This is a genomic window from Nocardioides sp. NPDC087217 (genome assembly GCF_044744805.1).
In the GTDB taxonomy this organism is placed as follows: Bacteria; Actinomycetota; Actinomycetes; order Propionibacteriales; family Nocardioidaceae; genus Nocardioides.
The window spans coordinates 71,538-94,531 of the sequence record NZ_JBIUZB010000005.1; the positions used below are offsets into that span (position 1 = coordinate 71,538).

General features: G+C 69.7%; 23 protein-coding genes. 8 read left to right on the forward strand and 15 right to left on the reverse strand.

What is annotated here, in order from left to right:
• Positions 1-7: 7 nt before the first annotated feature.
• On the reverse strand, positions 8-700 hold the full coding sequence (locus ACIO3S_RS21065) for a nitroreductase (RefSeq protein ID WP_400467695.1): 693 nt from the start codon (positions 698-700) through the stop codon (positions 8-10).
• A gap of 213 nt (positions 701-913) precedes the next feature.
• Between ACIO3S_RS21065 and ACIO3S_RS21070 the strand changes: the two genes are divergently transcribed.
• From ACIO3S_RS21070 to ACIO3S_RS21080, 3 genes are all read left to right on the forward strand, one after another.
• Complete coding sequence (locus ACIO3S_RS21070; protein ID WP_160026248.1) at positions 914-1,801, forward strand: hypothetical protein; 888 nt, start codon at positions 914-916, stop codon at positions 1,799-1,801.
• Positions 1,802-1,882: 81 nt separating this feature from the next.
• Entirely contained in the window at positions 1,883-2,650 is a 768-nt protein-coding gene (locus ACIO3S_RS21075; RefSeq protein WP_350839060.1) for an SDR family oxidoreductase, read from the forward strand.
• 9 nt (positions 2,651-2,659) lie between these two features.
• Entirely contained in the window at positions 2,660-3,877 is a 1,218-nt protein-coding gene (locus ACIO3S_RS21080) for an acetyl-CoA C-acetyltransferase (RefSeq protein ID WP_400467698.1), read from the forward strand.
• Positions 3,878-3,967: 90 nt separating this feature from the next.
• On the opposite strand, the gene ACIO3S_RS21085 is transcribed toward ACIO3S_RS21080, so the two are convergent.
• Both ACIO3S_RS21085 and ACIO3S_RS21090 read right to left on the reverse strand, forming a co-directional pair.
• On the reverse strand, positions 3,968-4,219 hold the full coding sequence (locus ACIO3S_RS21085) for a type II toxin-antitoxin system RelE/ParE family toxin (RefSeq protein WP_160026251.1): 252 nt from the start codon (positions 4,217-4,219) through the stop codon (positions 3,968-3,970).
• Positions 4,216-4,476: a ribbon-helix-helix protein, CopG family gene (locus ACIO3S_RS21090; protein WP_160026252.1), complete on the reverse strand. Its 261-nt coding sequence runs from the start codon at positions 4,474-4,476 to the stop codon at positions 4,216-4,218. Before ACIO3S_RS21090 ends, ACIO3S_RS21085 begins: the two co-directional genes overlap by 4 nt.
• Before the next feature lie 43 nt (positions 4,477-4,519).
• Between ACIO3S_RS21090 and ACIO3S_RS21095 the strand changes: the two genes are divergently transcribed.
• On the forward strand, positions 4,520-6,151 hold the full coding sequence (locus ACIO3S_RS21095; protein ID WP_400467699.1) for a cation:proton antiporter: 1,632 nt from the start codon (positions 4,520-4,522) through the stop codon (positions 6,149-6,151).
• Between the two features lie 8 nt (positions 6,152-6,159).
• Here the strand turns inward: ACIO3S_RS21095 and ACIO3S_RS21100 are convergent, their stop codons facing one another.
• Both ACIO3S_RS21100 and ACIO3S_RS21105 read right to left on the reverse strand, forming a co-directional pair.
• On the reverse strand, positions 6,160-8,982 hold the full coding sequence (locus tag ACIO3S_RS21100) for an FG-GAP-like repeat-containing protein (protein ID WP_400467700.1): 2,823 nt from the start codon (positions 8,980-8,982) through the stop codon (positions 6,160-6,162).
• A 69-nt stretch (positions 8,983-9,051) separates the two neighbouring features.
• A complete protein-coding gene (locus ACIO3S_RS21105; RefSeq protein WP_400467701.1) occupies positions 9,052-10,587 on the reverse strand; it encodes an AMP-binding protein in 1,536 nt (511 codons plus the stop codon).
• 46 nt (positions 10,588-10,633) lie between these two features.
• On the opposite strand from ACIO3S_RS21105, the gene ACIO3S_RS21110 reads away from it, so the two are divergent.
• Positions 10,634-11,251: a TetR/AcrR family transcriptional regulator gene (locus ACIO3S_RS21110; protein WP_160026256.1), complete on the forward strand. Its 618-nt coding sequence runs from the start codon at positions 10,634-10,636 to the stop codon at positions 11,249-11,251.
• 10 nt (positions 11,252-11,261) lie between these two features.
• Here the strand turns inward: ACIO3S_RS21110 and ACIO3S_RS21115 are convergent, their stop codons facing one another.
• Genes ACIO3S_RS21115 through ACIO3S_RS21140 form a run of 6 tightly spaced genes read right to left on the reverse strand, consistent with a single transcriptional unit; the run spans position 11,262 to position 16,824 of the window.
• Positions 11,262-12,011: a CoA-transferase subunit beta gene (locus ACIO3S_RS21115; RefSeq protein ID WP_400467702.1), complete on the reverse strand. Its 750-nt coding sequence runs from the start codon at positions 12,009-12,011 to the stop codon at positions 11,262-11,264.
• A complete protein-coding gene (locus ACIO3S_RS21120; protein ID WP_400467703.1) occupies positions 12,008-12,832 on the reverse strand; it encodes a CoA transferase subunit A in 825 nt (274 codons plus the stop codon). Before ACIO3S_RS21120 ends, ACIO3S_RS21115 begins: the two co-directional genes overlap by 4 nt.
• Positions 12,829-13,785: an acyl-CoA dehydrogenase family protein gene (locus ACIO3S_RS21125; RefSeq protein ID WP_400467704.1), complete on the reverse strand. Its 957-nt coding sequence runs from the start codon at positions 13,783-13,785 to the stop codon at positions 12,829-12,831. The genes ACIO3S_RS21120 and ACIO3S_RS21125 overlap by 4 nt, the downstream gene beginning before the upstream one ends.
• Positions 13,782-14,855, reverse strand: coding sequence for an acyl-CoA dehydrogenase family protein (locus tag ACIO3S_RS21130; protein WP_400467705.1), 1,074 nt, complete (start codon positions 14,853-14,855; stop codon positions 13,782-13,784). The genes ACIO3S_RS21125 and ACIO3S_RS21130 overlap by 4 nt, the downstream gene beginning before the upstream one ends.
• Positions 14,852-15,982, reverse strand: a complete 1,131-nt coding sequence (locus ACIO3S_RS21135; protein ID WP_400467706.1) for an acyl-CoA dehydrogenase family protein — start codon at positions 15,980-15,982, stop codon at positions 14,852-14,854. The genes ACIO3S_RS21130 and ACIO3S_RS21135 overlap by 4 nt, the downstream gene beginning before the upstream one ends.
• A complete protein-coding gene (locus ACIO3S_RS21140) occupies positions 15,979-16,824 on the reverse strand; it encodes an enoyl-CoA hydratase (protein WP_400467707.1) in 846 nt (281 codons plus the stop codon). The genes ACIO3S_RS21135 and ACIO3S_RS21140 overlap by 4 nt, the downstream gene beginning before the upstream one ends.
• 47 nt (positions 16,825-16,871) lie before the next feature.
• On the opposite strand from ACIO3S_RS21140, the gene ACIO3S_RS21145 reads away from it, so the two are divergent.
• From ACIO3S_RS21145 to ACIO3S_RS21155, 3 genes are all read left to right on the forward strand, one after another.
• Positions 16,872-18,050 carry an acyl-CoA dehydrogenase family protein gene (locus ACIO3S_RS21145; RefSeq protein ID WP_400467708.1) on the forward strand — a complete coding sequence of 393 codons (1,179 nt, stop codon included), beginning with the start codon at positions 16,872-16,874 and terminating at the stop codon, positions 18,048-18,050.
• The gene (locus tag ACIO3S_RS21150; RefSeq protein ID WP_400467709.1) at positions 18,047-18,841 is read left to right on the forward strand and encodes an SDR family oxidoreductase; all 795 of its coding nucleotides are present in this window, start codon (positions 18,047-18,049) and stop codon (positions 18,839-18,841) included. Before ACIO3S_RS21145 ends, ACIO3S_RS21150 begins: the two co-directional genes overlap by 4 nt.
• 116 nt (positions 18,842-18,957) lie before the next feature.
• A complete protein-coding gene (locus ACIO3S_RS21155) occupies positions 18,958-20,106 on the forward strand; it encodes an acetyl-CoA C-acetyltransferase (RefSeq protein ID WP_400467710.1) in 1,149 nt (382 codons plus the stop codon).
• On the opposite strand, the gene yidC is transcribed toward ACIO3S_RS21155, so the two are convergent.
• Genes yidC through ACIO3S_RS21175 form a run of 4 tightly spaced genes read right to left on the reverse strand, consistent with a single transcriptional unit; the run spans position 20,090 to position 22,959 of the window.
• Positions 20,090-20,923: a membrane protein insertase YidC gene (gene yidC, locus ACIO3S_RS21160; RefSeq protein ID WP_400467711.1), complete on the reverse strand. Its 834-nt coding sequence runs from the start codon at positions 20,921-20,923 to the stop codon at positions 20,090-20,092. The two genes, ACIO3S_RS21155 and yidC, sit on opposite strands and share 17 nt — an antisense overlap.
• Positions 20,924-20,979: 56 nt before the next feature.
• Entirely contained in the window at positions 20,980-21,267 is a 288-nt protein-coding gene (locus ACIO3S_RS21165; RefSeq protein ID WP_400467712.1) for a hypothetical protein, read from the reverse strand.
• A 35-nt stretch (positions 21,268-21,302) separates the two neighbouring features.
• Positions 21,303-21,872, reverse strand: coding sequence for a GNAT family N-acetyltransferase (locus ACIO3S_RS21170; protein ID WP_400467713.1), 570 nt, complete (start codon positions 21,870-21,872; stop codon positions 21,303-21,305).
• Positions 21,873-21,888: 16 nt separating this feature from the next.
• Complete coding sequence (locus ACIO3S_RS21175) at positions 21,889-22,959, reverse strand: NAD(P)H-dependent flavin oxidoreductase (RefSeq protein WP_400467714.1); 1,071 nt, start codon at positions 22,957-22,959, stop codon at positions 21,889-21,891.
• Positions 22,960-22,994 lie beyond the last annotated feature (35 nt).

Consider the following 22,994-nt stretch of genomic DNA (forward strand, 5'->3'; position numbering starts at 1 on the left):
CGGCGGCTCAGAGCGAGGTGTCGTGCAGCACGATGTGGTCGTCGAGCGGGGCCCGGCCGACGTCGAGCCGGTTCACCGCGGCGTCGGGGTCGGCGGTGCCGAACGAGATGCCGTAGAGCAGCTTGAGGTCGGCGGGCAGGCCGAGGTGGGCGCGGACCGTGTCGGCGAAGAGGCCGTGCATGCCCTGGGGTACGCCGTGGTAGCCACGGGCGGTCAGGGAGAGCAGGAAGTTCTGGGCGTACATGCCGACGTCGTTGGCAGCGCGTACGACATCGCCGAGCTCAGGCACGAAGAGCAGGGCCACATGCGGAGCGCCGTAGAAGCGGAGGTTCTCGGCGACGGCCTTGGTGCGGCCCTCAGCGTCTTCACGGGCGATGCCCAGGGCGCCGTAGAGGACGGCCCCGGTCTGCTGGGACCGCTGGACGTGGACGCTGTCGTCGTCACCGTACGTCGTGGTGAAGTCGGGGCTCATCTGGCCGGCCTCGAACGCCTTGAGCATCGCCTCGCTGAGGCGCTCGCGGGCCTCACCTGAGAAGACATGGACCTCCCACGGCTGGGTGTTGCTGTGCGACGGAGCGCGCTGGGCGTCCTCGAGCACACCGCGGATGTCGTCGGCGGGCACCGGGTCGGGCAGGAAGGCTCGCGCGGAACGGCGCGAGCGGATCACGTCCGTGAAGGTGTCGACGGCGGTCGTGGTCACAAGAAGGTCCTCTCAGGTCTGCCGAGGCCGGTGGCCTCGATCCACTCCTGACGCAAGACGGAGGGAGTCTCCGGTATTCCCGTGGGTGGCGTAGAGGTGGCCCATCACACAGTCCGTGCGCCTACCCGGTTCGGGTGATACCCGGGGCAGGACGGCTGCCTTTGCCGAGGCGCGTCAAAGACTCGAGGTCCGATCTATCTGAGGGGGAAACCCATGATCCGAAAGCTCGTCTGTGCGGTCGCGGCGGGGGTCGCCGCGGCGGCGCTCTGGTCGATGCCGGCCTCGTCTGCACCGTTGTTGCAGCTCTCCGGCGCGATCTTCACCACCGACGTAACCGGCGCGCCCGTCAACCTGAACCACTACGCCGCCAAGCAGGACGTCTATCTCAACGGCGGTCCTGGCATCAACGCTCCCGATGACGCCGCCGGCCTGCCTGCCGGGATCTACGCCTTCCAGGTGACCGATCCCTCCGGCAAGACGCTGCTCTCCACCGACGCCGTCGAGTGCCGTCTGGTCGAGGTCGACGACAGCGGGCGCTTCGTCAGCGTCGCCCCGAGTGGTGCCTGCGCTCACGCGACCGGCACCGACGCCGAGGACGGCGGCATCACCGTGCAGCTGTTCCCCTACCTCGACACCCCGAACAACGGTGGCGAGTACAAGGTCTGGCTGACGCCGTACGACGCGCTCGACCCGACCGCTCCGGGCAACCGGCACGGTTTCGTCCCGTCCGACAGCAAGACCGACAACTTCAAGGTCAAGGCACGGGCGATCGTCGAGATCGACACCCGGTTCTCACGCCATGGCGGACCGTTCATCGATGGTCTGGCTGCCGAGTGGACCGACACCCTGGGTGCTCACAACGTGAAGTACTCCGAGTACAACCCGGCGGTCCTCGCGTTCCACGAGGCGCACGTCGAGGCTGCTGAGGCGGGTCTGCACAAGATCACCGTGACCGACCAGGTCGGCTGCGAGATCGACGACGTGCACTACGCCGGGCAGACCTTCCTGCCTGACGCGAACGGCTCGGTCACCGTCCCGATCCAGGTCAAGAAGCACATGAGTGGAGACCACACCTACTGGGTGGACGTGCACTGCGTCTGAGGCGCTGCGCCTGACCCTCTGATCCGGTCACCGCGATCATCAACCTAGCATTTGCTTGGTAGCCGTTCTAGACTGCCGCACATGGCAGTCGAGATCGACTTCAGCGGCAAGGTGGTCGCGGTGACCGGTGGCGCGCGCGGCGTGGGCGCCGGGATCGTCGCGCGATTCCTCGAGGCCGGCGCGGAGGTCGAGATCTGCGGCCGGACTGCTCCGGCTGAGCTTCCGGTGATCGACGGGCGCAAGCCGGTCTTCTCCCAGGTGGACGTGCGGGATCCGGAGCAGGTCGCGGCGTGGATCGCGGCCATCACCTCCCGGCTCGGGCGGCTCGACGTGGTCGTCAACAACGCCGGTGGCGCGCCCTACGCCGACTTCGCGACCGCGTCGCCGCGGTTCCACGAGAAGATCTCGGCGCTCAACTTCCTGGCCACCGCCTACGTCAGCCAGGCGGCGTACGAGGCGTTGAAGGCCTCTCGCGGCTCCGTCGTCAACATCAGCTCGATCTCGGCACGGCGGCCCAGTCCCGGGACCGCGGTCTACGGGGCCGCGAAGGCGGCCGTCGAGAGTTTGACCGGGTCGATCGCGGTCGAGTGGGCCCCTGACGTACGCGTCAACGCCATCTCCTGCGGGCTCGTCGCCACGCCGGGGTCCGAGGACCACTACGGCAGCCCGGAGCAGCGCGCTGCGGTGGCCGCGACCATCCCGCGCGGCGTCTTCGCGACCCCCGAGGAGGTCGGCGACGCCTGCCTCCTGCTCGCCTCCCCGCTCGCCGCGCACATCACCGGCGCCGTCCTCGCCGTCGACGGCGGCGGCGAGTGGCCCGCCTTCCTCCAGCACACCCCCAACTCCTGAGGAGCCCCCATGCCCGAAGCCGTCATCGTCTCGGCAGCCCGCTCACCCATCGGCCGCGCCTTCAAGGGCTCGCTGAAGGACCTGCGTCCCGACGTACTGGCCGAGCAGATCGTACGCAGCGCCCTGGCGTCGGTCCCGGAGCTCGATCCGACGCAGATCGACGACCTGATGATGGGCTGTGCCCAGCCTGCGGGGGAGCAGGGCTACAACATCGGCCGTGTCGTGGGGGTGCGGCTCGGGCTCGACGCGGTGCCCGGCACCACGGTCCACCGCTACTGCGCATCGTCGCTGCAGACCACCCGGATGGCCTTCCACGCGATCCGCGCGGGGGAGGGCGACGCGTTCGTCTCGGCCGGGGTGGAGTGCGTGTCCCGCTACGAGCGCGGCAAGGCCGACGGGATGCCGGACACCAAGGCCGAGGAGTTCCTCAAGGCGGGCGAACGCGGCGCCGCACGGGTGGCCGCCGGCGAGGCCTGGACCGACCCTCGCGAGGCCGGCGACCTGCCCGACTACCACCTCGCGATGGGCGAGACCGCGGAGAACGTCGGCGAGATGTACGGCGTCACCCGCGAGGCACAGGACGAGTGGGGCGTACGTTCCCAGAACCGCGCCGAGGCCGCCGCCGCCCGGGGCTTCTGGGAGCGGGACATCACGCCGGTGACGCTGCCGTCCGGCGAGGTCGTCGCCACCGACGACGGGCCGCGAGCCGGGGTCACCCTCGAGAAGGTCGCCGGCCTCAAGCCGGTCTTCCGCGAGAACGGCACCATCACCGCCGGCAACTGCTGCCCCCTGAACGACGGCGCGGCCGCGCTGGTGATCATGAGCGACGTACGCGCCGAGGCGCTCGGGATCAGGCCGCTCGCGCGCATCGTGTCGACCGGAGTCTCCGGGCTCTCGCCCGAGATCATGGGCCTCGGGCCGGTCGAGGCCTCCCGCCAGGCGCTCGCTCGCGCCGGGCTCACTCCCGACGACATCGACCTGGTGGAGATGAACGAGGCCTTCGCCGCCCAGGTGCTCCCCAGCATCGCCCAGATCGGCCTCGACCCCGAGCGGGTCAACGTCAACGGCGGCGCGATCGCCCTCGGCCACCCTTTCGGCTCCACCGGCGCCCGCCTCACGACCACGCTTCTCCACGGTCTGCAGGAGACCGGCGGCCGTTACGGCCTCGAGACCATGTGCGCCGCCGGCGGCCAGGGCATGGCGCTGGTGATCGAGCGGCTGAGCTGACCCCGCCGAATCGGTAGAAATGGCGTGCCGAGAAGGTAGTCGTGGGCGACGAAACTCCACTTTCGTCGCCCACAACTGCGGACTCGGCGGCTAGACGCTGCGGCGCCCCAGGTGGATGACGGCGACGGTGATGCGGCGCTCCTCGACCACGTAGACGATGCGGTATCGGCCGACGCGGAGGCGGTAGCGGTCCTTGCCCCAGGCGTAGGCGCCGACGTCGCGCGGGGTCTCGGTGAGGGTGTCGACGGTGTCGAAGACCTGGATCAGGCCGATGGGGTCGTCGTCGACGTACGCCTCGGCCGACTGCAGCGCTTCGTCGGCCCAGACGACTTGATAGGTCACTCGCCGACGGGGCGGTCGAGGCCGAGGGCACGCCGAGCCTCGGCATGCGGGGTGTAGCTGACCTCGCCGAGCTCGCGACGCAGGGAGTAGCGCGCGAGGGCGAGGTCGTCCTCGAGATCCTCGATGCGCCGCTCGTGGTCGTTGAGGTAGGCGCGGATGGCCTCGCGAGCGATCTCCTGCTTGGACCGGTTCTCCGTCCGGGCACGGTCGGTCAGCAGCCGGTCGTCGGCCTCGCTGAGTCGCAGAGTCATAGCCATGGACCCACTGTAACCCTGAGTGGTATCACGCGGTATCGTACGTGTGTCCGAACCGTCGAGCTTCACCCTGGGGGACGTCCATATGTCGCTGACCGCGCTCTACCTGCTCGTCGCACTGGGAGCGGGGCTGGTCGCGATGTTCCTCAGGCTTCCGCCCATGGTCGGCTTCCTCGCCGCCGGGTTCGGGCTGCACGCCGCCGGCGTCGGCGAGCTGGACGGGCTGCACACCCTGTCCGAGCTCGGCGTCACGCTGCTCCTGTTCGGCATCGGTCTCAAGCTCGACGTGAGATCGCTGCTCCGGCCCGACGTGTGGCTGAGCACCTTCGCCCACCTGGGGTTCAGCGTCGTCATCGGGATCGGCATGCTGGCCGGGATCGCACCGCTCGGGTTCGCGCTCCTCGCCGACGCCGACCTCGGCGAGATGGCGCTGATCGCCTTCGTGCTCTCGTTCTCCTCGACCGTCTTCGCGATCAAGGTCCTCGACGAGCGCCACGACAACAACACCCTCTACGGCCGGATCGCGATCGGTGTGCTGGTCATGCAGGACATCGTCGCGGTGGCGTTCCTGACCATCTCCAAGGGCCACTGGCCCTCGCCGTGGGTCTTCGCGCTGGTGCTGCTCCTCCCGGGCGCCTGGCTCGCCCACCTGGTCTGGGACCGGATCACCTCCGCCGAGCTGACCGCCCTCTTCGGGCTGACGATCGCGCTCGTGCCGGGCTACTGGCTCTTCGAGGCCGTGGGGCTCAAGGGCGACCTCGGAGCCCTGGTGGTCGGCGTACTCCTTGGGTCGCACGTCAAGGCGCCGGCGCTGACCAAGCTGCTGTTCAGCACCAAGGAGCTCCTGCTCATCGCGTTCTTCCTGAGCATCGGACTGACCGGGGTGCCCTCGCTGGAGGACTTCGCCCTGGCCGCCGTGCTGCAGCTCCTGCTGCCGCTCCAGGCCGCGGCGTACGTGGTGATCTTCGCGTTCATGGGGCTGCGCTACCGCACCGCGACGCTGGCCTCGTTCACCCTGGCCAACTACTCCGAGTTCGGGCTCATCGTCATCGTCATCGCGTCGGCCTCCGGCCTCGCATCGGCCCAGTGGCAGACCGTGCTCGCAGTCGCGACCGCGCTCTCGTTCCTGGTGGACGCCGTGTTCAACGCGTACGCCCCGGCGATCATCAATCTGCTCAACCGTCGGCTGCCGGAGCGGAGGTCCGAGCGGCTCCAGGAGGCGGACCGGCCGATCAACCTCGGTGACGCCAAGGCGCTGGTGGTCGGGATGGGCCGGGTGGGGCGTACGACCTACGAGGAGCTGCGCGACACCCAGGGCTACCACGTCCTGGCGGTCGAGCACGACTCGCTGCGGGCCGACTCGCTCAAGGAGGAGGGCTTCGACGTGGTCGAGGCCGACGCCACCGACCAGGACTTCTGGGAGCGGGTGAAGAAGGGCACCGGCATGGAGCTGGTCGTCCTCACCATGCCCTTCCACGGCGACAACCTGCTCGCCATGGACCTGCTCCAGAAGCTCGGGTTCACCGGCACCGTCGCCGCCATCGCCCTGCGCCCCGAGGAGCGCGACGAGCTCAAGAAGCGCGGCGCCCACGCCGTCCTGAACCTGTACGCCTCCGCCGGCTCCGACCTCGCCGAGAAGGCGCTCCGGGTCAACCAGGAGCGCCGACTCTCCGCGTGAGTTGTGGCTCAGCCCAGCAGGTTGTAGCCCGACAGCGCGCCCAGGTAGGTCCGGGTCACGCCGGTGCCGGTGCTGTTGCGCTCCAGCGCATAGATGTAGCTGCCCGAGCGCACGATCAGGTCGCCGCCTGAGCCGGCCCGCAGATCGCGGACGCCGAGCACCGCGTCATAGCCGGACAGGTTGATCGACAGGGTCTGCGTGGAGACCAGGCCGCCAGGCCCGTTGCTCTCGTGGACGACGGTGCTGGTGCCGTTGACGAAGAGTACGTCGGGGGTGTTGCTGCTGTTCCAGCGTCCGACGCCGACCAGGCGGGTGCCCGAGGCCGAGGACTTCATCGTGATCGACGCGCCGACCTTGGTCGTGCCCTTGCCCGGCCACAGCTTGATCGTGCCGCCGGAGGTGCGTCCCATCAGGTCGGGATAGCCGTCGCCGGTGACGTCGCCGACGGCGTCGATGACGCTGACCGTGCCGAGACCGGTCGCGATCGTGACCGGGCTGGTGAATTTGCCGGTGCCGTAGCCCCGGTAGAGGCGTACGGAGCCGTCGGACATCTTTGCCAGGAAGTCGCCCTTGCCGTCGCGGTTCCAGTCGCCGGCGTTCATCAGTGCGGTGGTGCTCGTCAGGGTGATGCCGCTGTCGACCGGCGCGGCCAGGCTGACCCGGCCGCTGTTCGGCTTGACGTAGAGCGTCGAGCCGGACTTCATCACCAGGTCCGGGAGACTGTTGCCGACGAGGTTGACCGCGCCGACGAGGGTGCGGTTGATGTCTGCGTACGGCCCCAACGGTTTGCCGAAGCCCGAGCCGGAGGCCGGGTAGATCCAGCCGCGGTTGGAGCCGTCGCGGCCGATCAGGTCACCGCGGCCGTCGCCGGTGAAGTCGCCGTAGCCGCTGATCTGGACCAGCGAGGACCACGACGGGCTCTGGGTCGCGAGCTTGATCGGCGAGCCGAACGTACCGCTGCCGGAGCCCTTGAAGTAGTAGAGCGCCCCGGACTTGCGGCCGATCAGGTCGCGCTTGCCGTCCTTGTTGACGTCGCCGGTCGCGGCGAGCTTGTCGAAGCCGCTCAGCGAGCGCGTCGTGCCCGCCCGGGTGAATCCGCCAGCACCGTTGCCGGTGTAGCGGACCAGGTAGCCCTTCGCGTTCTTGCCGACCAGGTCGTTGGCCGAGGTGCCGCCGATGTTGCCGGTCGCGGTGATCTTGGAGACCCCGTAGAACGTGCTCTTGCCGAGGTTCTTGAAGACCGCCGCGAAGGTGCCGTCGCCGCGTCCCTTGCGGATGCCGGCCGAGCCGTCGGTGCGGACCTGGATCAGGTCGGCCTTGCCGTCGCCGGTGATGTCCGGGGTGACCACGGCCTCGCGCACGGTGCTGCCGACCGTCGTGGACGTCTTGGTCGAGTTGAACCCGGTGAACCCGCCCGTACGCAGCGTGAAGATCCGGCCGTCGGAGGCCCGTCGTGCCACGAAGTCGGAGTGGCTCGTGCCGGCGATGTGGGACTCCAGGTCGCGGCCGCTCCAGCTCTTCTGGAGGCTGCCGGCGAGCGTACGGATGTTGGGGAGCTTGGCCTGGAGGTTTGCGCCCGGGCAGATGGTGTTGCCCGCGTCGCGGTGGCCGTTGATCGCGTGCGGGAAGACCGTCTTGGTGCCGTCGGTCTTGGTCAGCGACACGTTGGTGGCGTTGGCGGTGACGCCGTGGAGCGAGAGCTTCCACGCGTAGAGAGAGCCGTACGCCTGGATCATCGCGTCTGCGGGCTGGTTCTGCGCCGCGCCGGCGTCGTCGAGGCAGCCGGCCGCGACCGTGTCGAAGCAGCCGAGCGCCGACGCACCGAAGCTGTCGTAGTTGTAGCCGCTGGTGTGGGCGCCCTCGACCGGCAGCGCTACGCCGCCGTGGCGGCCCTCCCAGATGCGGCCGAACTTGTCGACGAAGAAGTTGTAGCCGACGTCGCGGTAGCCGCGGGTGGTCACGTGGAACTCGTAGATGCCCCGGATGATGCTGGGGACGTCAGTCTCGGTGTAGTCGTTGGTGCCCGCGGTGTGGTGGACGAAACCGCCGTGGATCTGGCGGTAGGAGGGGGCCGTCTGCTCGCGGAGCGTCTCGTCGGCGCCCCACTGCGCCCGGCTGTAGATCGTCGGGCTCGAGGTGTAGGTCGACGCGACCAGGTTGAGGTCGGAGTCCCTGCTGCCGTTGTGGACGTTGGTCGCCCGGGGCTTGTCCTTGTCGGTCTCGATCTCGGGGAGCTCCTCGACCGTGTCCGAAGGTTTGCCCGGCTCGATCACCGCGAGCTCGAGGTCGCCGGGGATCTCGGCGGCGTCAGGGACGATGATCCGGGTCTGCACTTGGTCGACGTGCCCGGCCAGGAACTCCTCGGTGCCCGGGCGGACGCCCTTCGCCTCCGCCGTGCCGGCGTCCGGACCGTGGTCCGCGAGATCGACCACCATCGGGCTCCACGACGACCACACGTCGTCCTTCAGTGTGCGGATCTCGGGGCGTACGTCCTCGGCGATGTCGCCGGACCAGGTCACGCCGACGACGCCGAAGCCGGTGACGTCCTGTGGCTCGCTCTTGATGACGTCGGTGCGGGGCTTGTCGACCTTCGTCGCGTGCTCGGTCGCCTTGCCGGCCGAGGTGGTCAGTGCGACCTCCTCGACGTGAGACTCCACCGAACCGGCGGGCAGGGTGGACGGCTCCCTGTTCGCGGCGGCGAACGCGGCCAGCGGGCCGGACGTGGTCGGCTCGGCGGTGGCGGAGTTCAGCGTCAGGGGGATCGCCACTGCGGCCGCGCCGAGAATGAGGGTGGTGCCGGAGAGGGACGCGATCGTGGCGCGTCGGGGCATCGAAGCCTCCGTGGGGGAAGTAAAGAACGGGCTGAGGAAACCTATACCCCCGCCCCGTGGGGTGTCCCGCTATTTCGAGGTGTCGCGTAGATCGGTCTTCAGGACCTTGCCGCTCGCGTTGCGCGGCAGGCTGTCGACCAGGACGTACGCCCTCGGCTGCTTGTAGTTGGCGAGGCGGTCCTTGAGCCAGGCCGCGATCTCGTCGGCGCTCAGGTCGTCGTGTACGACGACGAAGGCCTTGCCCACCTGGCCGAGGCGTGCGTCGGGGACGCCGATGACCGCGGCCTCGACGATGCCGGGGTGGCCGGCGAGGGTGTTCTCGACCTCGGCCGGATAGACGTTGAAGCCGCCGACGGTGAACATGTCCTTGATCCGGTCGGTGATCTTCAGGCAGCCGTGCTCGTCGAGGAATCCGACGTCGCCGGTGTGGAGCCAGCCATCCGCGTCGATCGCCTCGGCGGTCGCCTCGGGGTTCTCGAAGTAGCCGAGCATGACGTTGTCGCCACGGATCCAGACTTCGCCGTCCTCACCCGGCTCCGCGTCGTCGCCCGCCGCGGTGACGGTGCGGATCTCCAGGCCCTCGACCGCCGGCCCGACCACCTTGGCCACGTGCTCGGGATCCTCGCCGGGGCGGGTGGTGGTGGCGACCATGCACTCGGTCAGGCCGTACGCACCCTTGACCTCGTCGATCCCGAGGATGTCGCGCATGTCGGCGAAGAGGCTCTCCGGCACGCTCGCGGCGCCGGCGATCGCGAAGCGCAGCGAGGAGAGGTCGTACGCCTTCAGGTCTTCGTGGTTGATGAGGGTCGTGAAGATCGTGGGAGCGCCGGGGAGCACGGTGATCCGCTCGTCCTGGATCAGCTGCAGCGCCTGGGTCGGGTCGTAGGTCGCGATCGGGTAGACCGTCGCGCCCGAGGTGAACGCCGCGATGAACCCCGCCTTGTAGCCGAAGCCGTGGAAGAACGGGTTGACGATGGCGTACCGGTCCCGCGTGGTGAGTTCGGCGCCACGTGCCCAGACGTCGGCGACGCCGATCGTCTGCCGCTGAGCGCTCATCACGCCCTTCGGCTTCCCGGTGGTGCCGGAGGTGAACAGCAGGTCGGCGAGGGTGTCGGGGGTGACCGACGCCTTGGCGTCCTCGAGCCGCTGGTCGGGGATCTCCGCGCCCTTGGCGAGGACCTCCTCCCAGCCGTTGGCGAGGTCGACGATGGTGAGGAGGTGCTCCGGGAGCGGGCCGGCGTCGTGGAGCATCTGGACGTAGTCGGTGCCGAGGAAGCCGTTGACGGTGACCAGCGCCGTGGCGCGGGAGCGCTCCAGGATCTCGCGCGCCTCATGGCCCCGGTAACGGGTGTTGAGCGGCACCACGGCCGCCCCGATCGTCTGCGCGCCGAGAACCGCGACCGGGAACTCCCAGCGGTTGGGCGCCCAGATAGCGACGCGGTCGCCGCTGCGTACGCCGCTGGCCAGGAAGGCGCGCGCGGTCCGGTCTGCTGCGTCGGCGAGCTCGGCGTAGCTGAGCGTCGTGGGGCCGTCGACGATCGCCGGGTGGTCGGCGTACGTCTGCTTGGCCTTCTCGATCAGGGCGGGGATCGTGCGCGGGGTCACCCTCGCAAGCGTAGTTGAGCAACTGCTTGTTTGGTAGGCTTCGTCCATGACTGACACGGGGGTTGCGCCGAGAAGGCGGGGGACGGCGTCGGGGTCGTCGCGGCGAGCCGAGCTGCTCACGCTGGCTGCCGAGATGTTCGCGACCAAGGGCTTCGCCCAGACGACCGTACGCGACATCGCAGATGCTGCCGGGATCCTGTCCGGCTCGCTCTACCACCACTTCCGCTCCAAGGAAGCGATGCTGACCGAGCTGCTGTCCGGGTTCCTCGACGGCCTCAACGCACGGTTCACCGAGATCGTCGAGAGCGGGGTCGACCCGCAGGCCGATCTGGACGGGCTGATCACCGAGTCGTTCCGGACGATCCACAACGAGCGGCTCGCCGTCGCGCTCTACCAGAACGAGGCGTCCTTCCTGGCGACCGTCGAGGGCTTCGAGTTCGTCGCCGAGCGCTCGCGCGACAACGAGGCGCTGTGGATCCGGGTCATCGAGGCCGGTCAGGCCTCGGGTGCCTTCCAGGCCTCCCTCGACCCTGCGCTGACCTACCGGTTCATCCGTGACGGCGTCTGGTCCACCGTCTCCTGGTACCGCCCCGGCGGCCGCCACACCCCCGAGACCCTCGCGGAGCAGTATCTGAAGCTGCTCCACGCGGGGATCCTCGCTTGACCTCGGGGTCTTAGGGGACCTCTTTGAAGCGGAGGCCCTTGGGGTCTTCTGCCTCGATGATCTTCAGCTCGTCCGGGGTGGGCTCGCGGGTGAGGGGTGCGTTGGTGGCGTCGATCTCGAAGCCGGTGGCGTGCTGGAGCTCCTCGGGGGTGACGCCGGGGTGGATCGAGTCGACCTTGATCAGCCCGGACTCGTCGTAGCCGAAGACGGCGAGGTTGGTGACGATGACGCCGAGGTCGTGGAATCGGCCGGCGGTGCCGACCGCTCGGTCGTTGCCGACGCCGCTGGCGACGTCGACGCGGTCGACGAAGATCCGGGCGGAGTGCTTGGCGACCCAGTAGTCGACACGGTGGTTGACCGTGTTGCCGGGGGCACCGCGTACGCCGATCAGCTGGCGTTTCGGCTGCCGCCAGTCGCCGATCGAGGAGATGTTCTGGTTGCCGTGGCGGTCGATCTGGCTGGCGCCCATCATCGAGTGCCGGCGGCCGCTGGCGACGATGTCGAAGATGCTGCGGAACGGCACCCAGGCCTCCGGGGTGCCGCCGGCGGCCGCGGTCTTCAGCAGCGGCGGAGCCTCGGCCATCATGAACGCCTCCCCGTCGCTGAGCGCGAGCTCGGGGGTGTGGGTGGCCCTGGCCAGGCGTACGCCGATGGCCGGGACGATCCCGACGGCGTGGGCGAGCACCTCGCCGGAGCCCTTGAAGGCGTCCGAGACAGCGGCCACGCAGATGTCTGCTCGGCTGATCGTTTGCGTGGTCACAGGTAGCGCTCCTCGAACTCGGTCCACTGCTCGTCTGATTCGGCCTTGGCCGCCGCGACGTACGTCTTCTGGAACTCCTCGTCCCGGCCGTAGTCGGGGTCGCAGCTGGTGAAGTGGGCGCCGCCGGGGGCCTCGACGACATGGTTGACGAAGATCCGCGGGACCAGGAGCGTCTGCGGCGGGGCCTTGGCGGTCAGGTCGTCGGTGGAGACGATCTGCTCGACGGACATGATCGTGGTGTCGGCGGCCATCGCGAAGAGGTCGTCGAAGTAAGGGTCGGGCCCGAGGTACTGCCCGTTGCCGGCCGCGTCGGCACGGTTGAGATGGATGAGCGAGACGTCGAGGCGGAGCCCGGGGACGGCGACGTACTCCTCCTCGTCGTAGGGCGACCTCACCGTCTTGAGGTCGGGGTTCATCGCCATCACGTCGCTGCCGAGGCCCGCGCGGATGGGCTGGAACGAGAGCCGGTTCGCCCCGGCGCGAAGGCCGGCGACGAACATGCCCTCGTCGTACTCGCTCGTCTCCGGGATCTCGCCGCGCTCGCGGGCGCGGGTGAAGTTCGGGTCGAGCGGGATCGAGTCGAGACTGACGAAGCCGTAGACCAGCTTGCGGATCCTCCCGGCGCGAGCCAGCAGGCCGACGTCGGGGCCACCGAACGCGACCACGGTGAGGTCGGTGACGTCGCTGCGGAGGATCTCCTTGACCAGAGCCATCGGCTTGCGGCGCGAGCCCCAGCCACCGATCCCGATGGTCATCCCGGACTCGAGCTTGCCGGCGACCTCGGTGAGGGGCAATGTCTTGTCGAGCGGGGTCTTGTTCACGTGTCTCCTCGGAAGAGCTGAGCGGTGGCGTGGGCGCGCTTGAAGTAGAGGTGGGCGTCGTGCTCCCAGGTGATCGCCACTCCGCCGTGGAGCTGGATCATCTCGGCCGCGACCTGCGAGAACGCATCGGAGCACCAGGTCTTGGCGGCGTGGACGAGACGTACGTCTGGAGTCGGCTGGGTGAGCTCCCAGGCGGCTGCCCAGCTCATCGTCTTGGCCGTCTCGACCTGGACCAGCAGGTCGGCACACCGGTGCTTGAGCGCCTGGAAGGAGCCGAGCGGCCGGCCGAACTGGTGGCGCTCCTTGAGATAGGCGACCGTACGTTCCAGCGCCTCGCGCGCGGCGCCGGCCTGGAGGGCGGTCATCATGGTGGCGCCGACGGTGGTGACGTACGCCGGGTCGACCGTGCCGACGGATTCATCCGGAAGGTCGTCGATCGTGACCGTCGCGAACCTCCAAGTCGGGTCCAGCGCCGTGGTCAGGGTGACCGTGGCCATCGGAGGATCCACCGCGTGGACCTGGTCGCCGCGCAGCACGAGGAGGATCTCCGCGCCGGACGCGTCGATGACGAGATCGGATCCCGGAGCGGCGACCGCGGCCGTGGCGCCGCCGGCGATCCGCTCCAGCAGCTCGCCGGCCTGTGGGGTGTCGGCGGCGGTCAGGACCTGGGTCGCCAGCAGGGTGCCGACGAACGGCGAGGGCGTGAGCGTGGCGCCGAGCTCCTCGAGGACGAGATGCGCCTCGATGTAGGAGCAGCCGACCCCGCCGTACGCCTCGGGGACCGCCAGCGCGGTCACCCCGATCTGTTCGCTGAGCGTCTGCCACAGGGTGGTGTCGTAGCCCTCGGGCGTGCTGATCGCCGCCCGCAGGTCCATCGACGCGGCCCGCTTGGCGATCAGCGTGCGCACGGTCGCGACCAGGTCGGTCTGCTCCTCGGTGAGCGCGAACCTCATCGGTCCTCCACCAGCGACTCGAGGATCCGTGCACGATGCTCGGCCGCGGTGCCCCAGGCGCCGACCAGCGCGCGTACCTTCAGGATCCACAGGCTCAGGTCGAACTCGCGGGTGTAGCCGATCGCGCCGTGGACCTGGAGCGCGGTGCGCGAGGCGAGGTACGCCGCGTCCCCGGCCGCCACCTTCGCGGCCGAGACGTCTCGCGGCGCGAGGGTCAGGCTCGCGTTGTGCACCAGCGGGGCCGCGAAGTCCAGGGCGACACGTACGTCTGCGAGCAGGTGCTTCACCGCCTGGAACTCCCCGATCGCACGCCCGAACTGCGTCCGCTGCATCACGTAGGCCACCGAGTCGTCGAGCAGTCTCAGCCCGGCCCCGAGGAGCTGGGCCGAGCAGGCGAGGGTGCCGAGGTCGTGGGCGGTCGCCGCGTCGGCCGTGGCGATCTCCTCTCCCGGGGTCACGTCGAAGAGTCGTCGGGTCGGGTCGACCGACTTGTGCTCGGCGCCGACAACCGCGTGCCGGACGATCGCGGACGGGACTGTGTTGGTTTCGACACCGGCTCGCTGGCGCTCGCCGGGTCTGAACGAAGTGGCCCCAACCAACGCGTCGCTGGTCGAGCCGCCGGAGCCGCTAGGCGGAGGCGTGTCGAGACCAACACGGTCGCTCAGCGCGTAGATGTGCTCGGCGACGTCCGCGTCGAGTGCGCGCGGCGCGGCTACGGACACCAACGTCTCGCCGGAGGCGATCCGCGCGAGGGCATCTGCTTCACCGGAAACGCCGATAAGCGCCGGTGCGACGGCGACCGACTCGATCCACGGTCCCGGGACACCGTGGTATCCGAGCCGCTCGAAGGCGACGGTCAGGTCGACCGGGGTCGCTCCGACGCCGCCGTGCTCCTCCGGCACCAGCAGCCCGGTGACACCGAGCTCGGCGAGCCGCTGCCACAGCTTCAACCCTGCCGATTGGTCACCGGCGGCCCAGGCACGCGCGACCGAGGGGACGTCGGCGGCGGTCAGCAGGTCATCGAGTGCTTCGGAGAAGGCGTGCTGCTCCGGCGTACGTCCGAACCTCATCGGCCACCCCTCGGCAGGCCGAGCACCCGCTCGGCGACGATGTTGCGCTGGATCTGGTTGGTGCCGGCGTAGATCGGGCCGGACAGGGAGAAGAGGTAGTCGTCGAGCCAGCGGCCTTCGAACTCGGCGTCGGCACCGAGCAGCGAGAGCGCGGTCTCGTGCAAGGAGAGGTCGAGGTCGGACCACCACAGCTTGTTGATGGAGCCCTCGGCGCCGACCGTGCCGCCGGCCTCGACGTGAGTGACGGTGCCCCAGGTGTAGAGACGGTAGGCCTCGGCCCCGATCCAGGCGTCGACGACCTGGTCGCGCAGGTGCGGCTGCGGGTCGGTCGACCACAGGTCGAGGAGACGGTCGGCGGCGGCGCAGAACCGGCCCGGCGAGCGCAGCGAGAGACCCCGCTCGTTGCCCGCGGTCGACATCGCGACCTTCCAGCCGTCGCCGACCCCGCCGAGCACGTCCTCATCGGGCACGAAGACGTCGTCGAAGAAGATCTCCGCGAAACCCGGCGTCCCGTCGAGCTGGTCGATCGGACGGACCGTGACGCCGTCGGCGTCGAGCGGGAAGAGGAAGTACGTCAGCCCCCGGTGCCGCTCTGCGGACGGGTCGCTCCGGAAGAGGCCGAAGCCGCGGTCGGCGAAGGGCGCGCGGCTGCTCCAGGTCTTCTGGCCGTTGAGCCTCCAGCCGCCGTCGACGCGGGTGGCGGTTGCCCGGAGCGAGGCCAGGTCGGAACCGGCCTCCGGCTCGGACCACGCCTGCGCCCAGACCAAGGACCCGTCGGTCATGTCGCGCAGGTAGCGCTCCTTCTGGGCCTCGGTCCCGTGACCGAAGATGATCGGCGCGAGCAGCGAGATGCCGTTCTGGCTGATCCGGGTGGGGGCGCCGGCGAGGTAGTACTCCTCCTCGAAGATGACCCACTCGGTGAGCGACGCGTCCCGCCCGCCGTAGGCCTCGGGCCAGGTGACGACCGACCAGCGGCCGGAGGCGAGGGTGCGCTCCCACTCCCGGTGGGCCGCGGCTCCCTCGGCGGTGTCCATCGACGGCAGTCGGCCGGGGTTGTTGGCGGCAAGCCACTCGCGGGCTTCGAGGCGGAAGGCCTCCTCGGCCTCGGTGAACTCCAGCGTGCTCATTTCTTCATCGACCTCGCGTCCATCCCGGCGAGCGAGTCCTTGCCGACCTCGGCGTTGTGGGCGTGGGCGGCGTGGTGGAGGCCGAAGACCGAGTCCATCCCGGCGCGCATGCCCATCAGATCCTCGGCCTGGTTGACCGCCTTCTTCGCCAGCGCCAGCCCCAGGCGCGGCATCTCGGCGATCCGCCCCGCGAGGGCGAGCGTCTCGGTCTCGAGGTCGTCGCGGCGTACGACATGGTTGACCATGCCCCAGCGCTCTGCCTGCTCGGCGGAGAAGCGGTCGCCGGTGAAGAGCATCTCCTTGGCGGCACGGGGGTTGGTGACCCACGGGTGGGCGAAGTACTCGACCCCGGGGATGCCCATCTTGACCACCGGGTCGGAGAAGAAGGCGTCGTCGGAGGCGACGATGAAGTCGCAGGACCAGGCCAGCATCAGGCCGCCGGCGATGCAGGCGCCCTGCACCATCGCGATCGTCGGCTTCGGCAGCTCGCGCCAGCGGCGGCACATGCCGAGGTAGACCTCGGACTCGCGCGCGAAGCGGGAGTCGACGCCCTCCTTGCCGACGTGGTCCCACCACATCACGGCCTTGCGCTCGAAGCTCTCGTCGATGTCGCGGCCGGGCGTGCCGATGTCGTGGCCGGCGCAGAAGTGCTTGCCGTTGCCGCCGAGGACGATCACCTTGATCTCGTCGTCGTTGGTCGCTCGGGTGAACGCCTCGTCGAGCGCGTAGGTCACCTTCGAGTTCTGGGCGTTGCGGTATTCGGGGCGGTTCAGCCGCACCACCGCGACGGGTCCGTGGGTCTCGTACGTCACGACACTGGTCTCGGTTGGAGTGGCGCTCATGCCGCAGACGCTACCAAACAAGTGCTTGGTTTGGTAGGTTGTCCGGCATGGACCTGACCTACTCCGCCGAGGACGAGGCGTTCCGTGCCGAGGTGCGCGAGTGGCTGGCCGACCATCTGGTCGGCGAGTGGGCCGCGCTGCGCGGCACCGGCGGGAACGGCCGCGACCACGAGTCGTACGAGGGTCGGCTGGCCTGGAACCGCTACCTGGCCTCGCACGGGTGGACCTGCCTGGGCTGGCCCGAGGAGTACGGCGGCCGCGGCCTGCCGCTGTTCCAGCAGGTGATCTTCCACGAGGAGTACGCCCGGGCGGACGCCCCGGTCCGGATCAACCATCTCGGTGAGGAGCTGCTCGGCCCCACCTTGATCGCCCACGGAACGTCCGCTCAGAAGGAGCGGTTCCTGCCGAAGATCGTGGCCGTGGAGGAGCTGTGGTGCCAGGGCTACTCCGAGCCCGGCGCTGGGTCCGACCTTGCCGGCGTGCGGACGCGGGCCAGACTGGACGGTGACCAGTGGGTCGTCGACGGGCAGAAGGTCTGGACGTCGAACGCCCACCTCTCCGACTGGTGCTTCGTGGTGTGCCGGACCGAGCCCGGGTCGTCCCGCCATCATGGGCTTTCCTACCTGCTGGTGCCGATGGCGCAGCCCGGGGTCGACGTACGGCCGATCGAGCAGCTCACCGGCACCTCCGAGTTCAACGAGGTCTTCTTCGACGGCGCCGTCACCTCGGCCGACCTGGTCGTGGGTGAGCCCGGCGACGGCTGGAAGGTTGCGATGGCGACCCTCGGGTTCGAGCGTGGTGTCTCGACGATCGGTCAGCAGGTCGGCTTCGCGCGCGAGCTGGAGACGGTCGAGGAGGCCGCCCGGGCCAACGGCGCGATCGACTCGCCCGACATCTCGTCGAGGCTCGCCCAGGCCCATGTCGGGCTGGAGGTGCTCCGGCTGCACGCGCTGCGGACACTCTCGGCGTACGACTCCGGCTCCTCCGGCCCCGAGGCGAGCGTCTCCAAGCTGCTGTGGGCGCGGTGGCACCGCGAGCTCGGCGAGCTGGCGATGGACGTCGTCGGGCTCGCCGGGCTGACCACCGGCGAGGGCTACGCGCTCGACCGGCTGCAGTCCCTCTACCTCTTCTCCCGTGCCGACACGATCTACGGCGGCTCGGACGAGATCCAACGGAACATCATCGCCGAGCGCGTGCTCGGCCTGCCCCGAGAGGCTCGTGCATGAAGCCCGAACAGCCAACCCCCGCGTACGTCCCCGGCCACTCGCTCCAGGAGGGCCGGGTCGTCGTCGTGACCGCCGCCGCCGGTGCGGGGATCGGGGCGGCGGTGGTGCGGAAGGTGCTGGAGGAGGGCGCGAAGGGGGTTGTCGTCTCCGATACCCACGAGCGACGGCTCAAGGAGTCGCGCGACGCCCTCGCCGAGGAGTTCGGGGAGGACCGGATCACGGCCGTGACCTGCGATGTCACCCAGGAGGACCAGGTCCAGGCGCTGCTCGACGCCGCGGAGCCGTACGGCGGTGTCGACGTGATGATCAACAACGCGGGCCTCGGTGGGACCGCGTCGGTGTTGGAGATGACCGACGACCAGTGGGGGAGGGTTCTCGACATCACCCTCACCGGGACGTTCCGCTGCATCCGGGCCGTCGGGCAGCGGTTCGTGGCCGCCGGGAAGCGCGGCGTGATCGTCAACAACGCCTCCGTGATCGGCTGGCGGGCCCAGGAGGGGCAGGCGCACTACGCCGCCGCCAAGGCCGGGGTGATGGCACTGACCCGCTCCGCCGCCGCGGACCTGGCGCCGCACGGGATCCGGGTCAACGCGGTCTCGCCGTCGCTCGCGATGCATCCGTTCCTGGAGAAGGTCACCTCGCCCGAGCTGCTCGTCGAGCTCAAGGGTCGCGAGGCGTTCGGCCGTGCCGCCGAGCCGTGGGAGGTCGCCAACGTCATGGTCTTCCTGGCCAGCGACTACTCGTCGTACATGACCGGCGAGGTCCTCTCGGTGAGCAGTCAACATGCCTGACCCGGCCCGCGGGCGCCACTTTCCCGCCATGGCGGGGAAATGGGGCGCTGCAGTCCGCCAGAGCCGTTCACTTTCCCGCCATGGCGGGAAAGTGCTTTCGATCGAAGGAGCAACTCGTGCCTGAGGCATTCATCGTCGACGCCGTTCGCACTCCCGTGGGCAAGCGCGGGGGCGCGCTCGCCGGGATCCATCCGGCCGATCTCGGTGCTCACGCGCTCACCGCGCTCGTCGACCGCACCGGGATCGACCCGGGCGCCGTTGACGACGTGATCATGGGCTGCTGCGACACCATCGGCGGGCAAGCCGGCGACGTCGCCCGGACGGCGTGGCTGGTGGCCGGGCTGCCCGACCACGTACCCGGCGTCACCATCGACAGGCAGTGCGGCTCCTCGCAGCAGGCGGTGCATTTCGCCGCTCAGGGCGTCATGTCCGGGACCCAGGACCTGGTCGTCGCGGGTGGGCTGCAGAACATGTCCGCGATCCCGATCTCCGCGGCGATGCTGGTGGGGGCGCAATACGGCTACACCACCCCGTTCGCCGAGTCGCCCGGCTGGGTGAAGCGCTACGGCGACCAGGAGGTCTCCCAGTTCCGCTCCGCCGAGATGATCGCGGAGAAGTGGGACATCTCGCGGGAGGACATGGAGGCGTACGCACTCGCCTCCCACCAGCGGGCCAAGACCGCGATCGCCGAGGGGCGGTTCGACCGGGAGATCGTTCCGGTCGGCGACTTCGCCGTCGATCAGTGCCAGCGCGAAACGTCCCTCGAGAAGATGGCCTCGCTGGATCCGCTCGCCCCCGGCGGACGGATCACCGCCGCCGTCGCCTCCCAGATCTGCGACGCCTCCTCAGCGCTGCTGGTCGCCTCGGCTGCGGCCGTACGCACCTTCGGCCTCACCCCGCGCGCCCGGATCCACCACCTCTCCGTGCGCGGCGACGACCCGGTCTGGATGCTGACCGGCCCGATCGAGGCCACCCGCCACGCCCTCGCCAAGACAGGACTGTCGGTCGACGACATCGACCTGTTCGAGTGCAACGAGGCCTTCGCGAGCGTCGTCCTGGCGTGGATGAAGGAGCTCGACGTCCCGCACTCGAAGGTCAACGTCAACGGTGGCGGCATCGCCCTCGGCCACCCCATCGGCGCCACCGGCACCCGGCTGATGACCACCCTCCTCAACGAGCTCGAGCGCACCGGCGGCCGCTACGGTCTCCAGACGATGTGCGAGGGCGGTGGCCAGGCCAACGTCACGATCATCGAGCGGTTGTGAGTACGGCCCGCTTCTCGTGTCGTTTCTCGGCGCGTGCGGCGGCGGGGGAGCCGGGGGTGGGGAACCAGCGGTGGATGACCGCGGCCTGGCCGGCGGTCCACAGGCCACTGATGACCCAGTAGACCAGCAGGGCGAGCGGGACGCTGCTGCCGGCCAGGAGCATGCCGCCGGCGGAGATGACGGGCATGAGCTCCTGCATCCGCACCATCGACTCGGGCAGGTCGGTGCGGACCATGTTGGGCAGAACCCAGAGCCGCTGGCTGAGGTAGCTGACCGCGGCGGCGGTGGCAGCGAGGCCGAGGGTGATCACCAGGTGGGTGGTGTCGCCGGAGAGGTAGCCGTGGCCGGTCAGCGGCGTGCCGAGGAAGGTCGCCTTCCCGAGCGAGGCGACCAGCGAGTCGTTCATCGCGCCGACCGCGTTGTTGCGGCTGACGTCGGAGAGCAGGTGGTAGAGCGCCAGGAAGATCGGCAGCTGGGCGAAGGCGGCGAGCATGGCGAAGCGGGGTACGCCGTGCTCCTCGTTGATCTTGCGCCGCTCCTCCATCATCGCCATCACGTCGGCCTGGCTCGGACTCCCGGACGAGCTCTTCTTCGAGTACTTCTTGGTCAGCGCCTGGAGCTGCGGGCGGGCCCGGGCAGAGGCGTGGGAGTGGCGTACGCCGCGGATCGTGAGCGGCAGGAGGGCGAGTCTGACCAGCACCACGACGGCGGCGATGGCCAGCAGCCAGCTGACGTTGGGGCCGACGAAGGAGAGGACGTGGTGGGCGCCGGCGAGGACGGCGGCGAGGGCATGCGACAACGGGGCGAGAACGGACATGGGTGTGCTCCTGAGGTGAGTGGGTAGGGCTGACGGCTCGCCGGGTTCGGCGAGTGTCAGGCCTGCTCAGGAGCGCGCGGTCGGCGCGGGGAGCACACCGGGTCAGTGACCCGGGCAGCGAGATGGTGAGGTCCCTCGGAAGCGTCACGCGGTGCCGTCGAATGGGCCCTGACCAGGGCGAACGCACCGACGTTGTGGATCGCTCCGACGGCGACCGCCGCGAGCGCGGTGGAGACGGCGATGGTGAGCAGCGCCTGCTCGGGATCGACGCTCATCAGCGCCGGGAGCATCAGCGTGAAAAGTGCGACGAGCGCGATGCGTACGCGGCTCGTCTCGGTCTTCACGACTCACACTCTACCGATCGAGGTCAACCAGCGCCTCATCTCAGATCACGCCGCATCAGCACGCGCGGGTGACCGGCGAGGACCGAGGTGGTGTCGGCGGCGTGCGTGAAGCCGGCTGCCTCGAAGTTCTTGCGGATCCCTGCGTACGCCATGGTCAGGTCGACTTTGGCGCCCTGGTTGTCGAGCGGATACGCCTCGACGGCCGGGGCGCCGTGGGCGCGCGCGAAGTCGACGGCACCCTCGATGAGCGTGTGCGAGATGCCCTTGCCGCGATGGCCCGGCCGGACCCGGATGCACCACAGGGACCAGACCGGCAGGTCGTCGACGTGGGGGATCTTCCGGTTGCGGGCGAACGTGGTGTCCGCGCGCGGCGCGACCGCGGCCCAGCCGACTGGCTCGTCTCCCTCGTAGGCGAGCACGCCCAGCGGTCCCTGCTCGAGCAGGCTGCGCACGTAGTCGCCCCGCTCCGGTCCGTGCATCTCGTTGTTGAGCTTCGACGGGATCCGGTAGCTCAGGCACCAGCACACGCTGGCGTCGGGTCGTTTGGGACCGACAAGAGTGCGTACGTCCTCGAACGCCGTCGCCGGGCGAACCTCGATGGTCATGGGTCCACCCTGAGGCTCAGGCGCGGTTCGCGTCCAGGTGTTTGAGGCGGTCGGAGGCCTGGGCGACGATGCGGTCGACCAGCTCCTCGCAGGTGGGGAGGTCGTCGAGCAGGCCGACGACCTGACCGCTGGAGAGCATCCCTGCGTTCGTGTCGCCCTCGACCAGGCCGGCGCGGAGCAGCATGGGGGTGTTGGCGGCGAGTACGACCTCGGCCCAGGTGCGATCGCCGCCGTGGACCATCGCGCGGCCGTCCTTGATCAGGGTCCGCCAGGGGAGTCCGGACATCTCTTTGAACTGCCGGGTGCGCTTGAGGGTGCGCAGCAGCTTCGCGGTGATGCCCTCCTTCTCGAGGGTGTCGATGAACTCGGTGCGGAGCAGGCGGTGCGGCATGCCGTCGGCCTTCGTGGTCACGACGGTGCCGTCGAGGCCGAACTCCAGATACCGGCGGCGTACGTCTTCGGGGACCGCGGAGTCGGCGGTGAGCAGGAACCGCGTGCCCATGCCGATGCCGGCAGCGCCGTAGGCCATCGCGGCCGCGAGGCCGCGACCGTCGAAGAAGCCGCCCGCGGCGACGACGGGGATGTCGACGGCGTCCAGGACGCTGGGGAGGAGCAGGGTGGTCGGGACCGCGCCGGTGTGGCCGCCGCCCTCGCCGCCCTGGATCATCACCATGTCGGCGCCCCAGCCCGCCACCTTCTTGGCGTGCTTGGCCGCGCCGATCGAGGGCATCACGACGATGTCGTGCTCCTTGAGCGTGCTGATGAGCTCGGGTTTGGGCGCCAGCGCGAAGCTGGCGACCTTGACGCCGTGATCGATGAGGAGCCGGCAGCGGTCGGGGGCGTCCGAGGCGTCGGCGCGCAGGTTGACGCCGAACGGCTTGTCGGTGCGGCCCTTGACCTCGACGATCGCCTTCTCCAGCTCGTCGAGGGTCATCGTGGCCGAGGCCAGGATGCCGAGCGCGCCCGCGTTCGCTGTGGCGGAGACGAGGCGCGGGCCGGCCACCCAGCCCATCCCGGTCTGGACGATCGGGTGGTCGACCCCGGTCAGCTCGGTCAGCGGCGTACGAAATGTCTGTGCGGTGCTCACGGATGTCCTCCCTCAAGCCGAGCGGGCGCGTCTGT